Origin of the sequence: Corallococcus sp. Z5C101001, from assembly GCF_007352635.1 — a bacterium.
GTDB lineage: Bacteria > Myxococcota > Myxococcia > Myxococcales > Myxococcaceae > Corallococcus > Corallococcus silvisoli.
This window is the reverse complement of record NZ_VKLU01000030.1, coordinates 1-14789: the sequence shown is the minus strand read 5'-3', so window position 1 is coordinate 14789 and position 14789 is coordinate 1. Positions and strand designations below refer to the sequence as shown.

At 70.8% G+C, this 14789-nt stretch carries 13 protein-coding genes; 6 read left to right on the top strand and 7 right to left on the bottom strand.

Going from position 1 to position 14789, the window contains the following annotated elements:
- Positions 1-395: 395 nt before the first annotated feature.
- A complete protein-coding gene (locus FOF48_RS37440) occupies positions 396-518 on the top strand; it encodes a hypothetical protein (protein ID WP_255443056.1) in 123 nt (40 codons plus the stop codon).
- A 21-nt stretch (positions 519-539) separates the two neighbouring features.
- Positions 540-872 carry an SRPBCC domain-containing protein gene (locus FOF48_RS37435; RefSeq protein ID WP_370456622.1) on the top strand — a complete coding sequence of 111 codons (333 nt, stop codon included), beginning with the start codon at positions 540-542 and terminating at the stop codon, positions 870-872.
- A 119-nt stretch (positions 873-991) separates the two neighbouring features.
- Here the strand turns inward: FOF48_RS37435 and FOF48_RS35845 are convergent, their stop codons facing one another.
- The 4 genes from FOF48_RS35845 to FOF48_RS35830 form a co-directional block, all read right to left on the bottom strand.
- Positions 992-1729, bottom strand: coding sequence for an SDR family oxidoreductase (locus FOF48_RS35845; RefSeq protein WP_143909470.1), 738 nt, complete (start codon positions 1727-1729; stop codon positions 992-994).
- Positions 1730-1744: 15 nt separating this feature from the next.
- The gene (locus tag FOF48_RS35840) at positions 1745-3127 is read right to left on the bottom strand and encodes an FAD-binding oxidoreductase (protein ID WP_143909468.1); all 1383 of its coding nucleotides are present in this window, start codon (positions 3125-3127) and stop codon (positions 1745-1747) included.
- 13 nt (positions 3128-3140) lie between these two features.
- Positions 3141-4592, bottom strand: coding sequence for a UbiA family prenyltransferase (locus tag FOF48_RS35835; RefSeq protein ID WP_143909466.1), 1452 nt, complete (start codon positions 4590-4592; stop codon positions 3141-3143).
- A 129-nt stretch (positions 4593-4721) separates the two neighbouring features.
- A complete protein-coding gene (locus tag FOF48_RS35830) occupies positions 4722-6104 on the bottom strand; it encodes a di-heme oxidoredictase family protein (RefSeq protein ID WP_143909464.1) in 1383 nt (460 codons plus the stop codon).
- Between the two features lie 352 nt (positions 6105-6456).
- On the opposite strand from FOF48_RS35830, the gene FOF48_RS35825 reads away from it, so the two are divergent.
- Both FOF48_RS35825 and FOF48_RS35820 read left to right on the top strand, forming a co-directional pair.
- A complete protein-coding gene (locus FOF48_RS35825) occupies positions 6457-9450 on the top strand; it encodes a DEAD/DEAH box helicase (protein ID WP_143909462.1) in 2994 nt (997 codons plus the stop codon).
- A 139-nt stretch (positions 9451-9589) separates the two neighbouring features.
- Positions 9590-10564: an NADP-dependent oxidoreductase gene (locus tag FOF48_RS35820; protein ID WP_186002214.1), complete on the top strand. Its 975-nt coding sequence runs from the start codon at positions 9590-9592 to the stop codon at positions 10562-10564.
- 41 nt (positions 10565-10605) lie between these two features.
- On the opposite strand, the gene FOF48_RS35815 is transcribed toward FOF48_RS35820, so the two are convergent.
- From FOF48_RS35815 to FOF48_RS35805, 3 genes are all read right to left on the bottom strand, one after another.
- Positions 10606-10917: a hypothetical protein gene (locus FOF48_RS35815; protein ID WP_143909460.1), complete on the bottom strand. Its 312-nt coding sequence runs from the start codon at positions 10915-10917 to the stop codon at positions 10606-10608.
- Between the two features lie 32 nt (positions 10918-10949).
- Positions 10950-12188: a hypothetical protein gene (locus FOF48_RS35810; protein WP_143909458.1), complete on the bottom strand. Its 1239-nt coding sequence runs from the start codon at positions 12186-12188 to the stop codon at positions 10950-10952.
- Between the two features lie 210 nt (positions 12189-12398).
- Entirely contained in the window at positions 12399-12854 is a 456-nt protein-coding gene (locus FOF48_RS35805) for an FBP domain-containing protein (protein ID WP_143909456.1), read from the bottom strand.
- A 147-nt stretch (positions 12855-13001) separates the two neighbouring features.
- On the opposite strand from FOF48_RS35805, the gene FOF48_RS35800 reads away from it, so the two are divergent.
- Positions 13002-13688: a putative Ig domain-containing protein gene (locus FOF48_RS35800; RefSeq protein ID WP_143909454.1), complete on the top strand. Its 687-nt coding sequence runs from the start codon at positions 13002-13004 to the stop codon at positions 13686-13688.
- A 116-nt stretch (positions 13689-13804) separates the two neighbouring features.
- Positions 13805-14716 carry a LysR family transcriptional regulator gene (locus FOF48_RS35795; protein WP_143909452.1) on the top strand — a complete coding sequence of 304 codons (912 nt, stop codon included), beginning with the start codon at positions 13805-13807 and terminating at the stop codon, positions 14714-14716.
- Positions 14717-14789: the final 73 nt, after the last annotated feature.

Sequence of the window (14789 nt, the reverse complement as noted above, 5' to 3'; positions counted from 1 at the left end):
CCTCCCATCCCGCGTCATCGCGGCTGGGAGTCACTGGTCCGCGGTGGCCTGGAGGTGCACGACGTGCCCGGCGGCCATCACGCCCTCATGCAGGACCCGAACCTCGACTCCATCGTCGAGCACCTGCGCGCGGCGCTGTCGGCCCTCACGCCACGGAAGACCACCGGCAGTTGAGCCACCCTCCACTCCGTGCCTGTCGTCCAGGCACGGAGTGGAATCGGGTGAGCCTGCCACCATGTCGCGCGCCTGGAGCGCCACCCGCAGGAGTCGGCCAGGGGATGTCCGAATAAGCTACCGCCAGCTCTGGGCTTCACACTCCGATGCGTTGGACAAAGCCGTCGAGGAACAGAAACAAAAGGAGAAGGTCAATGGACGCAAGAAGCGAGAGTGAACCCGTGAAGAACGTCACAACGACGGAACGGAAATCCGAGCGCGAGTTCGTCGTCACGCGAACCGTCAACGGCCCGGCGCGCATCATTTTCGAGGCATGGACCAAGCCCGAGCTGCTCAAGCGGTGATGGGCACCGAAGTCGTTTGGGATTTCCTTCATTTCCCGCGAGGCCGATGCGCGTGTCGGGGGCACGTACCGTTTCGTGTTCGGCCACCCTGCCTCGGAGCAGCCGATGGCGTTCTTCGGTACGTACAGCGAAGCGATGCCGCACTCGCGCCTCGCCTGGACGAATGAGGAAAGTGCCGAGGGGGCCGTCACCACGGTGACCTTCGAAGAGAACAGCGGCAAGACGCGGGTCGTGGTGCACGACCTCTATCCCTCGAAGGAAGCGCTCGACGGTGCCATCGCCTCCGGGAGCACCTGCGGGATGGGCGAGACGTTCGTTCAGCTGGACGAACTCCTCGTCGCCCTGGGCGTCTAGCAGGCTGTTGAAAGAGGACCGGGACCGCTCCCGGCCTACGACCGATGGGGCGAACGCCCAGGGCCGCATCCATTTCGCAGTGGGTCGCCGTGGCTGTCGAAGCGTGTCTCCACAGCCAGCTAGAGCTTCAGCCGCTTGAACACCGGCTCCGGGATGGAGCGGATGATGAGCATGATGAGCGCCCAGAAGCCGGGCACGTAGACCTCGTTCTTACGCTTATCCGCGGCCTTCAGCAGCCCGCGCGCCACCTGCTCCGGCGAGGCGAAGAGCTTGTTCTTCGGCACATGCGCCGTCATCGGCGTGTCCACGAAGCCGGGCTTCACCGTCACCACCGCCACGCCGGACTTCGCCAGCCGGTTGCGCATGCCCTGGAGGAACACGGTCAGCGCGCCCTTGGACGCGCCGTAGACGTAGTTGCTCTGCCGGCCGCGATCCCCCGCCACCGACGAGATCACCACCAGCGTGCCGGCCTTCTGCGCTTCGAAGCGGTTGGCCAGCTCCGTCAGCAGCGACGCGGCGCTCAGGAAGTTCGTGCGCAGCACCACCTCCGCCGCCGCCCACGAGCGCTGACTCTCCTCCTGGTCACCCAGCACGCCATGCGCCAGCACCGCCCCGTCCAGCCCCCCCAGCGCCTGCCACGCGCGCTCGACGAGGCTCGCGTGTGCTTCGCAGTCGTTCAAATCCAGCGACCGGAACTCCACCTTCTGCGCGCCGCGCGTGGTCGCGTCCCGGGCCACCGCCTCCAGGTTCGCGGCGTTGCGGCCCACCAGGTACAGCGAGGCTCCGCGCGCGGCGAGCAGCCGCACCGTGGCCTGCGCGATGGCGCTCGTGGCGCCGAGGATGATGACTTTCTTCATGGGGCGAAGGCCTGTCTAACGAAGGGCGAGCAGTGACGCGGGAGGCGCGGCGTCTCCGCGTCCCTCCAGCGAAGGCAGCGGCACCGGGTTCACCCGGCGCCAGAAGGAGGAGGAGAACGCCGGGTCGAGGTACGCCTTGAACCGCTCGCGCTGGGGGAAGTACGCCGCGAAGCTCTCCGGGCTCATGCGCGCGTCCTTGGCCGGATACACCGCGCCGCCCGCATCGCGCGTCACGCGGTCCAGCTCCTCCACCAGCCGCCAGGTCTTCTCGCCCTGGTTGGCGAAGTCCATGGCCAGCGTGTAGCCCGGCCGGGGGAAGGACAGCCACCCGGGGGACCGCAGGTTACCGAACGTCTTGAGCACGGACAGGAAGCTGGGCAGTCCGCCCCGGGCGCTGCGCTCCAGCAGCTCCTTCAACGCATCGCGCGCGGTGGCGTGCGGCACCACGCACTGGAACTGGAGGAAGCCCCGGCGCCCGTAGATGCGATTCCAGCCGTTCACGCTGTCCAGCGGGTAGAAGAACGGATCGTAGTGCACGAGCCGCCGGGACGGCCGGCCGCGCTCGAGGTGGTAGTACAGGAAGTTGAAGGCGGACACCGACAGCCGGTTGAGGCAGAAGCCCGGCAGGTCCATGGGCACCGCGAGCCCGCTGCCGTGCGACAGGTGGCTCTTCGCCAGGGGCAGCCGCTCGAACTGCGTCGGCGCGAAGTTGCCCCGGTAGAACAGGCCGCGCCCCAGCTTGCGGCCGCGCGCCAGGCAGTCCACCCACGACATGGTGAAGTCGTGGTCCGGCTCGGACTCCGCCGACACGCGCAGGAACCCGTCCAGGTTGTCGAACGGGACGGTCTCCTGCACCACGAAGGGGTTGCGGATGGGAGAGAGCTGCACCTCCGCCCAGGTGACGAGCCCCGTGAGCCCCAGGCCGCCAATCGTCGCGCCGAACCAGTCCGGGTTCTCCTCCGGCGAACACAGGCGGCGGCTGCCATCCGAGCGCAGCAGCTCGAACCGCCGCACGAACCGGCCGAACGTCCCGGCCCGGTGGTGGTTCTTGCCGTGCACGTCGTTGGCGATGGCGCCGCCCACCGTCACGAACTTCGTGCCCGGCGTCACCGGCAGGAACCAGCCGCGCGGCACGCACAGCCGCAACAGCGTGTCCAACGACACGCCCGCCTCGCAGCGCACCACGCCCGTCGCCGGGTCGAAGTCGATGAGCCGGTCCAGCCCCGCCGTGAGCAGCACCGTGCCCCCGGCGTTGAGACACGAATCGCCGTAGCTGCGGCCCAGGCCGTGCGGAAGGAGCGCCCCGTCCACCGCGGGCAGCGCATCCGAGCGCCAGACGAGCGCCCGCGTGCGCTGCTCGACGCGGGGAAAGCGGCCCCAGGAATCCGACGTGCTCATCGCCCCGCTCCTGTCACGTCGCCACCCACAGCACCAGCGCGGCGACCGCGCCCACGGCGTAGCTGACCCGGTCGCGCAGCGCGAAGATGAGCGGATCCTCGTTCACGAGCCCCCGGTGGGCCATCACCCAGATGCGGCCCACCCAGTACAGCATCACCGGGCAGAGCAGCCACAGCCGCTCGGGGTGGGCATACAGCGCCGTCACCTCCTTGCTGGTGATGTAGAGCGCGAGCACCAGCACGGACACCTGCCCCGCCGCCGCGCCCAGGCTCGCGAGCTGCTCGTAGTCCTGCGCCAGGTAGCCCCGTCCATGGGCGGACACCTCGTTGGACTGGCGCAGCCGCCGCACCTCGCTCAGGCGCTTGAGCAGCGCCAGCGACAGGAAGAGGAACGTGCTGAACATCAAGAGCCAGCTCGACGTGGGCACCCCCACCGCCAGCGCGCCGCCGAAGATGCGCACCGTGTAGAGGCCCGCCAGCACCAGCACGTCCAGCATCACCACCTGCTTGAGCCGCAGCGAGTACGCCAGCGTCAGCACGAAGTACGCGGCCAGGAGCGCGGAGAACGACAGCGGCAGCGTGCCCAGCGCCAGCGCCGCGGCGAGCCCCAGCAGCACCGGCGCCAGCACGACGCCCGCGCGCACCGGCAGGGCCCCGGACGCGAAGGGCCGCAGGGACTTGGTGGGGTGGCGCCGGTCCGACGCCAGGTCCAGCAGGTCGTTGATGACGTACACGCTGGAGGCACAGAGGCTGAAGGCGATGAAGGCCAGCACCGCGCGCGGGGCCATGCCGCCCTGGGTGGCCTTGTGCGCCGCCAGGAGCGGCACGAAGACGAGCGCGTTCTTCGCCCACTGGTGCACCCGCAGGGCCTTCACCCACGTGCGCACGCTGGCCGGAGGAGGCTCGAAGACGCGGTGCACCGGGCGGCCCAGCCCCTGGGCCTGGCGCAGCACGCCCGCCGGCGCATGCACCACGATGACGTGCCGCGACTCGCGCCACAGGGGCAGGTCCACGGCCCCGTTGCCCGCGTAGTCGAACGCGCCGCCCAGCACCTCGCGCAGCCGCTCGAGCTTGCGCGCACCGGACAGGTTCACGCCCGCGTCGCTGGCGACCACGTCGTGGAAGAGGCCCAGGTGGGCGGACACCGCGTCCGCGATGCTCCGGTCCGCCGCCGTGGCCAGCACGAGCCTGCGTCCCCGGGCGCGCTCCTCGCGCAGGTAGGCCACCACGTCCGCGTTGTAGGGCAGCGCGGTGACGTCCAGCCGCGCGCGCCGGGCCACCTCCGCCTTGAAGAAGGCCTTGCCCCGGAGCACCCACAGCGGCGCCAGCAGCAGCAACCACGGCGCGTGCTTGAGGAGCACGAGCAGGTTCTCGTGCAGCGTGTCGGTGCGCACCAGCGTCCCGTCCAGGTCGACCGCGAGCGGGACGTCGGGGGTGGCGTCGGAGATGGGCGCGTGGGGCTGCATGAAGGGGGCCCGCAGGCTAGCCCAAGGGCCCGGGCCGTCCACCGTTCCGTGCCTCGGGACCGTCGAAGTCCCTTCCAGGCGACGGGCCTCCTGGCCGCCGGTCGGACGGGAGGGCGCCCCCTCTGACGCTCAGAGTGACTTCAGGAAGGCGAGCAGCGCCGCCCGGTCCTCCCGGGGCAGCCGCACGTAGCGGGCCTGCGCGGGCGCCGCCTCTCCCCCGTGCCAGAGCACGGCCTCCTCCAGGGAGCGCGCCCGTCCGTCGTGCAGGAAGCGTGTGTGCTGGTTGACGGCCTCCACCAGTCCAATGCCCCACAGTGGGGGGGTGCGCCACTCACTCCCCGTGGCGAGCCCGTCCGGCCGCCCGTCCGCCAGCCCCTCGCCCAGGTCGTGCAACAGCAGGTCCGTATAGGGGTAGATGACCTGGCGGGACACCTCGTCGAAGCCCTCCACCATGCCCGTCTCCTGGGGCGTGTCCACGTGGCAGGCCGCGCAGCCGACGGCGCGGAACACGGCGTGACCGCGCTGGACCTCCGGGGCCTCCCAATCGCGCCGCTTCGGCACGGCCAACAGGCGCATGTAGATCATCAACAGGTCCATGTCGTCCTGGGACACCTCCGGCTCGCCGGGAGCGTCGCGGCCCTGCTCCCGCGGATAGAGCGTCGTCGTGACGCCCATGTCCGCGACGAGCGCGTGCGCCACCTGCTGGCGCAGCGTCGGCTGGTTGGCCTTCCACCCGAAGCGGCCCAGGCGCGTCCGCCCCGTCTCCACGTCCAGCACCTGGTTGGCCCGGCCGGAGATGCCGTCGTGGTCGGCGTCCTCGGGATCAGCGCGGGCGAGGATGGCGGCCTCCGGCAGGGCCTCCAGCAGGCCCAGGCCGAAGTTCACGGGCGACACGCGGGCGGAGAACAGGGCGCCGTCGCCCAGCGGGCCGTGCACCAGCCCCTGGAACTGGTAGCGCGGACGCACCAGCGAGTACGGCTCGCCGGTGGCGAAGGTGCCGCGCGTCTCCTCGAAGTCGACCTGGACGTGGCCTTCGGGGACCTGCCCCTCCACCGCGTGCGCGTCCAACTGCATGCCATAGAGTGGATGGAGGCCCTGACCACCGGGTGCGCTCAGCTGGAACGCGAGCGAGACGGGGGCCTCCGAGGGGCTGGCCGGAGGCTGGCCCCGGCCGTCCTTCACGTGGCAGGTCATGCAGCCGGTGGCGCTGAAGAACGGGCCCGCCACGGCGGCGTGCTGGCGAGGGTCGCTCCAGTCGCGGTCGAAGATGCCCTTGCCCGCGTAGAACTCCGGCCAGCGCGAGCGCGGCATGTTCATGGGCGCGCGGCCAAAGGCATTGCGCCCCGTGTCCGTCACGGTGGTGGCGCCACCGGCCAGCTCCACGTGGGGCAGGACGACCGCGGGCAGTGGGCCCAGGACGAGCGGCTCGGGACGCCGGACGACGGTGGCCCACGCGGCGCCGATGAGCAGCGCGCCGGCGGAGACACCAACCAGGGACCAGGGCACTCGCATCGGCACGACTCTCCTCGGGGGGTACGCGGTCCAGCCGCACCCCTTGCACCCGCCACGCCATCCGCGCGCGCTCCGAGGCCTCTCTCGAAGAGGCGGGCCTGGAGGCCCCGGGTGCGCTGGCGGCTGTAGCGCCACGGGTTACAGGGGGGTCCGCCGTGTATCCCTCCGCGTCACAGCGCTCCGCGTCGAGGGCGCGGGCCCGTGGAGGGTGCGCCCAGGTGCGCGCGGCGGATGGAGAGCGCGGACCGCGCCCCGGGTGGGACGTCCCCGGTCACTCCGGGTGTGGGCCGCATCCAGGCGGTCCCCGTTGCTTGCGCGGGGCCCTGCGCGGGACTAGGGAATCGCCTCTCCTATGTCGGCGCTCGCGGAACTGCTCGAAGCCATCCGGGAGGAGTCGGGCCCGGCCACCTGGTCCGCCGGTCAGGCCCTGTCGCGCGCGGGGGTCGTGACGGTGCAGTCCGTGGGCGAAGAGGAGGTCGTGCTGCGGGTGCGCATCCCCGGGCGGCCCCAGCCCCTGACCACCACGCTCTACCCCGAGGATGAAATCTGGGAGTGCGACTGCCGGGGGAAGGTGGACCCGTGCGAGCACGTCATCGCCGCGGCCATCGTCCTGCGACAGGCGGAGGGACGCCGCACGCCACCAGCGGCCCCTGCCCGCCCGGGCCCCGCCCCGTCCGCGCCGCGCCCCGGCACCGCGCCGAAGCCGGAGCGCATGGTCTACCGCTTCAAGCGCGTGGACGGAGGGCTTCAGTTGGAGCGGCTGGTGGTCCGGCCGGACAACACCGCGAGGCTCCTGGCCCGCAGCCTGACGTCCCTGCTGAACAACCCCGTGGAGGCCGCGCGCATCCAGGTGGAGCCGTGCGACCTGCTCGCGGACAAGCTGCTCGCGCAGCCCACGAAGGGCGCGCTCCCGGCGAGCCGGCTGGATGCCCTCCTGCACGTGCTGGAGAAGGCGCGCACCGTCCTCTTCGACGGGGCGCTCGTCTCCGTCTCGAACGAGCCCCTTCTGCCCCGCGTCACCGTGGAGGACCGGGGCGAGCAGACGGTGCTCAAGGTGGAGAAGGATCCCCGCATCTCCGAGCTGGTCAGCCCCGGCGTCGCGCTGTGCGCGGGCGCGCTCTGCCGGCTGGGCGAACAGCCGCTCACCGGCGCGCGGCTGGAGAACCTGCCCCAGGAGCGCGTCTTCTCGCCGGAGCAGCTGGCGGACCTGACGGGCAAGGTGCTGCCGGACTTCGCCCGCCGCATGCCGGTGGACGTGAAGAGCCGGCGGCTGCCCCCCATCGACCGGACGCTGAAGCCGCGCATCTCGCTGGAGCTGGACAAGCTGGACGCAGGGCTCTCCGTGCTGCCCACGCTGGTGTACGGCTCGCCGCCCACCGCGCGCATCGACAACGGGCGCATGGTGTACCTCCAAGGCGCGGCCCCCGTGCGCGACGAGGCCACCGAGACGAAGCTCATCCACCAGCTGCGCGATGAGCTGAACATGGCGCCGGGCCGCCGCGTGACGGTCCACGGCAAGGAGGCCGTGCAGCTCGCCGACAGGCTGCGCAAGTGGCGCGGCGGCCTCACCGGGAACGCCGCGGGCGTGGTCAGCCCCGACGTGAAGCTCCGGCCCACGCTCACGTTGGACACGGCCGCCACCGAGGCCGGAGTGCCGCGCGTGGGGTTCTCGCTCGACTTCCAGGTCGAGGGCCTGGGGCCCGGCGTGACGCGCTCGGTGGACGCGGGCGCGGTGATGCGGGCCTGGGAGGAGGGCCTGGGGTTGGTGCCGCTGGAGGGCGGCGGGTGGGCCCCCCTGCCCACCGGCTGGCTGAAGGCCCACGGCCAGCGCGTGACGGACCTGCTGGCCGCGCGCGAGCGGGACGGGCACCTGGCCAACCACGCCATCCCGCAGCTCACCGGCCTGTGCGAGGCCCTGGAGCAGCCCCCTCCGCCCGGCCTGGAACGGCTCGCGCCGCTGGTGCAGGGCTTCGAGAAGCTGCCCGAGCCCTCTCTTCCGAAGGACCTCACGGCGACGCTGCGCCCGTACCAGCTGCAGGGCGTGAGCTGGCTCACCTTCCTGCGACAGGCGGGGCTCGGAGGCGTGCTCGCGGACGACATGGGCCTGGGCAAGACGCTCCAGACCCTCTGCGCGTTGGGCCCGGGGACGCTCGTCGTGGCGCCCACGAGCGTGCTCCCCAACTGGGAGGCGGAGGTGAAGCGCTTCCGTCCGTCCTTGAAGGTGTCCGTCTACCACGGCGTGGGCCGGACCCTGGACGAGACGGCCGACGTGACGCTCACCACCTACGCGCTCCTGCGGCTGGACGCGGCCCTCCTCGCGGCGAAGACATGGAGCACGGTGGTGCTGGACGAGGCCCAGGCCATCAAGAACCCGGACAGCCAGGTGGCGCGCGCGGCCTATGAGCTGGACGCGGACTTCCGCCTGGCGCTCAGCGGCACCCCCATCGAGAACCGGCTCGAGGAGCTGTGGAGCCTGATGCACTTCACCAACCGGGGACTCCTGGGAGGACGCAAGGCGTTCGACGAGCGCTGGGCCCGGCCGGTGTCGGAGAACCAGAAGGGCGCCGCCGAGCAGCTCCGCGCGCGCATCCGGCCCTTCGTGCTGCGCAGGCTCAAGCGCGACGTCGCGCCCGACCTGCCGCCGCGCACGGAGGCCGTGCGGCACGTCACCCTCACCGAGCAGGAGCGCGCCGTCTACGACGCGGTCCACGCCGCGACGCGCGAGGAGGTCGTGTCGCAGCTCGAGGAGGGCGGCAGCGTGATGAAGGCGCTGGAGGCGCTCTTGCGGCTGCGGCAGGCGGCCTGTCATCCGGCGCTGGTGCCGGGACAGCAGGCGAGGACGTCCTCCAAGGTGCAGGCGCTGGTGGAGGCGCTCGGCACGGCGGTGGCGGACGGGCACAAGGCGCTGGTGTTCTCGCAGTGGACGTCCATGTTGGACCTCATCGAGCCCGCGCTGCGCGAAGCCGACATCGGGTTCATCCGCCTGGACGGCAGCACGGCGAACCGGGGCGCGGTGGCCACGTCCTTCCAGGATGAGCAGGGGGCCCCCGTCATGCTCATCTCCCTGAAGGCGGGAGCGACGGGGCTCAACCTCACGGCGGCGGACCACGTCTTCCTGGTGGACCCGTGGTGGAACCCCTCCGTGGAGGCGCAGGCGGCGGACCGTGCGCATCGCATCGGGCAGCAGCGGCCGGTGATGGTGTACCGGATGGTGTCGCAGGGCACGGTGGAGGAGAAGATCCTCCTGCTCCAGGAGAAGAAGCGCGCGCTCTTCGAGGCCGCGCTCGGAGGGGCCTCGGGAGGGACCGCGCTCACGCGCGCGGACCTGATGCAGCTGCTGGACTGAAGGCACGCGGAGCGGCGAGCGGCGCGAAGGCCCCCTCCCCTGCCTCCCCCGCGGGGCCGGGACAGCGGGCGGCCCTGAACGTCGGACGGAGCATGCACATCGTCTCGGCTGACGGACCCACCCGAGAAGGAGTCACAGCATGCCAGCATCCATTCCCGACAAGATGAAGGCCGCGGCGCTCGACCGCTTTGGCGGTCCGGAGGTCCTCGGCATCAAGACCCTGACCGTTCCCGCCGTGGGCGACGACGAGATTCTCATTCGCGTCGCGGCGGCGGGCATTGGCGCCTGGGACGCCATGGAGCGCGAGGGCGAGATGGCCGGGATGCTCCCAGGCGGCCCGCGCTTCCCCTACGTGCCCGGCTCCGATGGCGCGGGAGAAGTGGTGGCCGTCGGCAAGAACGTGAAGGACTTGAAGGTCGGCGACAGCGTCTACGGCTACGCGTTCATGAACCCCAAGGGAGGGTTCTACGCGGAGTTCACCGCCGTGAAGGCGGAGCAGGCGACGAAGATCCCCAAGGGACTGAAGGTGGAGCAGGCGGCGGCGCTGGCCGCGGACGGCATCACCACGCTGAGGGGCCTGGAGGATCAGCTCCAGCTCAAGGCCGGAGAGCGCCTGCTCATCTTCGGCGCCAGCGGTGGCATCGGCCACATCGCGCTCCAGCTCGCCCGGAGAATGGGGGTGAAGGTGTTGGCCATCGCCTCTGGCGAGGACGGGGTGGCGCTGGCCCGGCGGCTCGGCGCGGAGGCGGCCGCCGAGGGCCACCAGGACGACCTGGACCAGGTCTGCCGTGAGTTCGCGCCGGACGGCTTCGACGCGGCGCTGGTGCTGGCGAGGGGCGACGCCGCGCAGGGAGTCCTGAAGCACGTCCGCAAGGGAGGGCGCATCGCGTACCCGAACGGCGTGGAGCCGGCCCCGAAGGCGCCCCCGGGCGTCACGGCCAAGGCCTACGACGGCATCCCCAGCCCGGACATCCTGCGGCGCCTCAATGCGTTGATCGAAGCGGGCCCCTTCCACCTGGAGCTCGGCCGCATCTACGCGCTGGAGGAAGCCGCGAAGGCGCAGCAGGAGGTGCTCAAGCACCACCTGGGCAAGTTCGCGATGCGCATCCACTGAGCCGCGTCGGTCGGTCCACCGGAGCGACGCCGGACACGCCCTCAGTGGGGTCCGGCGTCCTCCGGAGCGGCGCTGAGCATCCGCACCGCCACGGAGCGGCACTCGGCGCAGACCACCCCCGCGCGCTCCCAGTGCACCTGCGCTTCCAGTTCGCCCGGGTCCTCGGGGCCCTCCTCCAGACGCCGGACGAGCTCGGCGAGCGCATCCGCGGGACTCCCTTTCACATCATCGGGAGGGTCGAGGAGGTCCTGCTCCCCTTCCAGCACCAGGCTGAAGCGGTAGTACACCTCGTGGGGCGCGAGGACGCGTCTGCAGGTGGCACAGCTCTTGGGATGGGGGGCCGTTGTGGACATGGGCGTGCGCGGAACCGGGGGAGTGTTCTCCGCTATTCGGACGCCGAGTCGGCGACGGGAACGGCTTGGAGTTCTTTCAGGAGCGCAGTCTGGAGTGCCTTCCGGTTGCCCGGATAGCCCTGGTTCGGAAAGACCCGGGCGTCCCGCACGATGGGCAGGTACTGCTGGTACATCGGATCGGAGCGCGCGGGCTGTCGCTGGTAGAAGGCCTGACTCGCCTGGAGCAGGTAGCGCGGCAGCGAACCCGGAGGAGCGTCCTGACTGAAGGCGATGAGCGTCCGCACCTCGGGGCGGCTCATGTACTCCGAGAGCGCCAGGGCATCGCTCGAACAGTCCTCCACGCACCTGGCGCTGACCGTCAAGGCATCCACGAACATCACGGGATGGGTGCCCCCGCCCAGCGGCACGGAGATGACCTGCGGCAGCGCCGCGGCGGGCTGGGCCTTGAGGATGGGAAACAGCCGCTCCGTGTATCCCATGAACCCATTGGCCTGTCCCAGCGCGAAGGCCTCCTCGGCCAGCGTATTGTCGGCATAGGTCTTGTCCAGACAGGGATTGGCCCCGTCCGAACCCTTGCAACTCTTCACGACCCCCGCGAAGACCTCTGTCGCTTCCGGGTCCAGGGGGAGCGCGAGCGCCGGCTCCAGGCCACCGGTTGGGTGGGTATCCGCCCAGGCATCCATGTACGCCGCGGGGAGGGTCCAGCTCCCGCTGTAGTTCGTCGCTAGGGGGCGCTTCGCCGCGTCGATGCCCGAGAGGATCCGCACCAGGGACCGTCCATCCGTGGCGGTGTGGATCGCGGGGTCCCTCGCGTAGACGACGTTCGTGCACAGATAGGTGGGCGTGCCATAGGTCCTGCCCTGGATGGACACAGCCTGCCGCGCCGCGGGAATCACGTCCCGGGGCTCCCGGGGCACGGCTTGAACCCAACCCTTCTCGACGAGCTCGCCCAGGAGCAGCGTGTCGACCTCCACCACCTGGGCGGCCTTGGGCCCAGAACCGAAGAGCTGCTCCAGGGTTCCCCCATCGGCCAGATCATACAGGTCGTCCTTCTCATTCATCACGACTTCGAGATCGACGTCCGGGTGGTGCTGCTCGAATCCCTGCTCAAGCCGCTGCTTGAGGCTCGCGAACCCATCCCCCGCGGAGTCTGGGATATAGGGAAACAAGACGACCCGCAGCGGCCGCCTCTCCGAGGATGGCTTTGGAGGAAGGGTGCTGCAGGCGGCCACGAGGACAAGCACACCGCAGAGCAGGATTCGACGTGACATGGGGCAGCACCCTCCAAGGGTGATGAGAAATGGCAACCCTCATCCCTTGCGGAGCTCAGCCAGTCCGCAAGCCTCGATTCGCGTCATGATTCTGGCGAAGGCCGAGGAAATCCACCAGCCCGCGCGAGTGATGGGTACGCAACGGCATCCCCTGACGTCCATTGACCGCCGACGAATCAAGCGGCCTCGTGCGATGCGCGCGGACTTCGATCAAGCCATGCCCAGCGCTTCGCGCGCGAAGCGGGCCATGCGCTCCAACAGCGACCGGGTGCCGTCCAGCACACTTCGACCGGCCAGGTTCGTCATGGACTCCAGCCGTTCGCCGCAGCGCAGATCCAGGCAGAGATTCACGCCCACCCGGCGCTTCGCGTCGACATCCGTGGTGAGCAGGCCGATCTCCGCGCCGGTCGAGGTGCGGCACCAGTCACACAGCTGGGGCACCAGGGTGGTGTCGCCCTGTTGATCACGGCGGAAGGCGATGCCCCTGGGCTGCTTGCCGCCGGGCGCGGTGAACACGAGAAACACGCGAACCCCATAGGGGTCCACCCACGCGAGGTAGTCCTGGATGAAGAGGGGGAATCGGGTGCCCTTCGGCAACTCGACGAACTTGCGATCCCTCGACCGGAACGCGTGCAGGAGCTCTCTCTCTGACTCGATGCGGAACATGGCGGTCCGGCCAGATTAGCCCGAGCCCCACGGCCCTCAGGAGCCGTTTGGAATGTGCGAGAGCCACCCCTGCTCGGCCCCCGGGTACGTGGGGGCCGCCTCCGGAGTCCTGCTAGTCATCCAGGCACCCGTTTCGAGGGAACGCCCATGCGCCGCCTGTCATCGTTCCTGCTGTCCTGGCTGCTCATCGGCCTTGGAGCGACGTCGTGTCGGGATGATGTCCCGCCCGCCCCCAACCGTCCTCCGACGCTGACGGGTCCAACGCCCCAGGCGACGCGGGTGACCTCTGGAGCCTCGGTGTCACTGACGCTGGAGGCCCTGGACCTGGATGGGGACATGCTCACGTACGTCTGGACCCAACTCCCAGAGTCACCAGCGGGAACGTTCGACACCCCCACCGCGGCCAGCCCGTCCTGGACCGCGCCCATGGTGACGAGCAGCCAGCGCTTCGCGTTGAGGGTGACGGTGAGCGACGGTCGGGGCGGCTCCGTGCAGGGGGCGGTGGACATGGAGGTCACCCCGCCCGTCGCGCCGAACAACCCGCCCACGGTGTCTCCGCCCACGGCGACCCCCGTCACCGTCAACGAGCAACAGTCCGTCGCCCTCGCGGTCATCGCCACCGACACGGACGGGGATCCGCTCACCTATGCGTGGGAGCAGGTCGCGCCCACCGAGCCCGCGGGGAGCTTCAGCGACCCCGCGTCCGCCGTGCCCACCTGGACGGCGCCGGCCGTCGAGGCCAGCGGGACGTACACGTTGCGAGTGACTGTCTCCGACGGAAACGGAGGCAGCGCGCAGGGAACGGTCGAGGTCTCCGTCCAGCACGTCCCATAGGCGTCCACGGTGGCGGGCGTCAGCGCCGGCCCACGGCGCAGGAGGACCCGAGCGGCGGGGCCCGCGCGCCATCGACGTGGCTCGCGCTACCGCGCGCCCGGGCATAGGCTTTCCCCGTGGCCGCGAACCCTCCCTTGCTGGACGACATGCTCCTCTTCACGGAGGTGGTGACGACGGGCAGCATCACGTCCGCGGGGGAGCGCCTGGGCCTGCGCAAGTCGACAGTGAGTCGACGGCTGGCCGCGCTGGAGGAGCGGCTGGGAACGCGCCTGCTCGAGCGCAACACGCGGAGGCTGCGGCTCACCGAGGCGGGCCGCGAGTATCACGCTCATTGCGCGAGGATCGTCGCGGAGGCCCGCGAGGTGAACGCGGCGCTGAGCGAAGCGCGCGGCACGGCGCGAGGCACCTTGCGCATCGCGACCCTGTCGCTGCTGGGTGAGCTGCTCACGCCAGTCATCGCCGAGCTGCTCCTGCACCAGCCCAGGCTGCGAGTGGAGTTGTCCCTCGCGCAGACGCACGTGGACCTCGTCGCGGAGGAGTACGACCTGGCGTTGCGCACGGGCCCCCTGGCGGACTCGTCCCTGGTGGCGCGCAAGCTCGGGCGGGTGCGCACGGGCTGTTATGCGAGCCCCACGTATCTGAGCCGTCACGGAACCCCGCGCTCCCCCGACGAACTGCGCGCACACGAATGCGTGCTCCTGGCCGAGCCCGGCACCGATGAAGTGTGGTTCTTCGGGGAGGGAAAGGGCGCGCGGACGGTGCCAGTCACGGGCCGCCTGCGCGTGCCGAGCGTGCGAGCGGGCCAGGCGGCCGCGCGAGCGGGGCTCGGCATCGTGAGGCTACCGGCCTCGCTCGTGGCGGAAGACGTGCGCACGGGGCTGCTCGTCCCGGTGCTTGTTTCCGACACACCACCGGGCCTGCCCATCTTCGCCGTCTATCCGAGCAGCCGTCAGCTGCCCGTCAAGGTGCGCGCCTTCCTGGAGCTGCTGTCCGCGCGCGGCGCGGCGCTCCCGTGGGAGGAAGGCTAGGCCGTGTCTGATGGATGCAGGTGGCGCAGGTAGGAGAAGATGAGCGCCACCTGCACCAGGGCCAGGTAGTTGA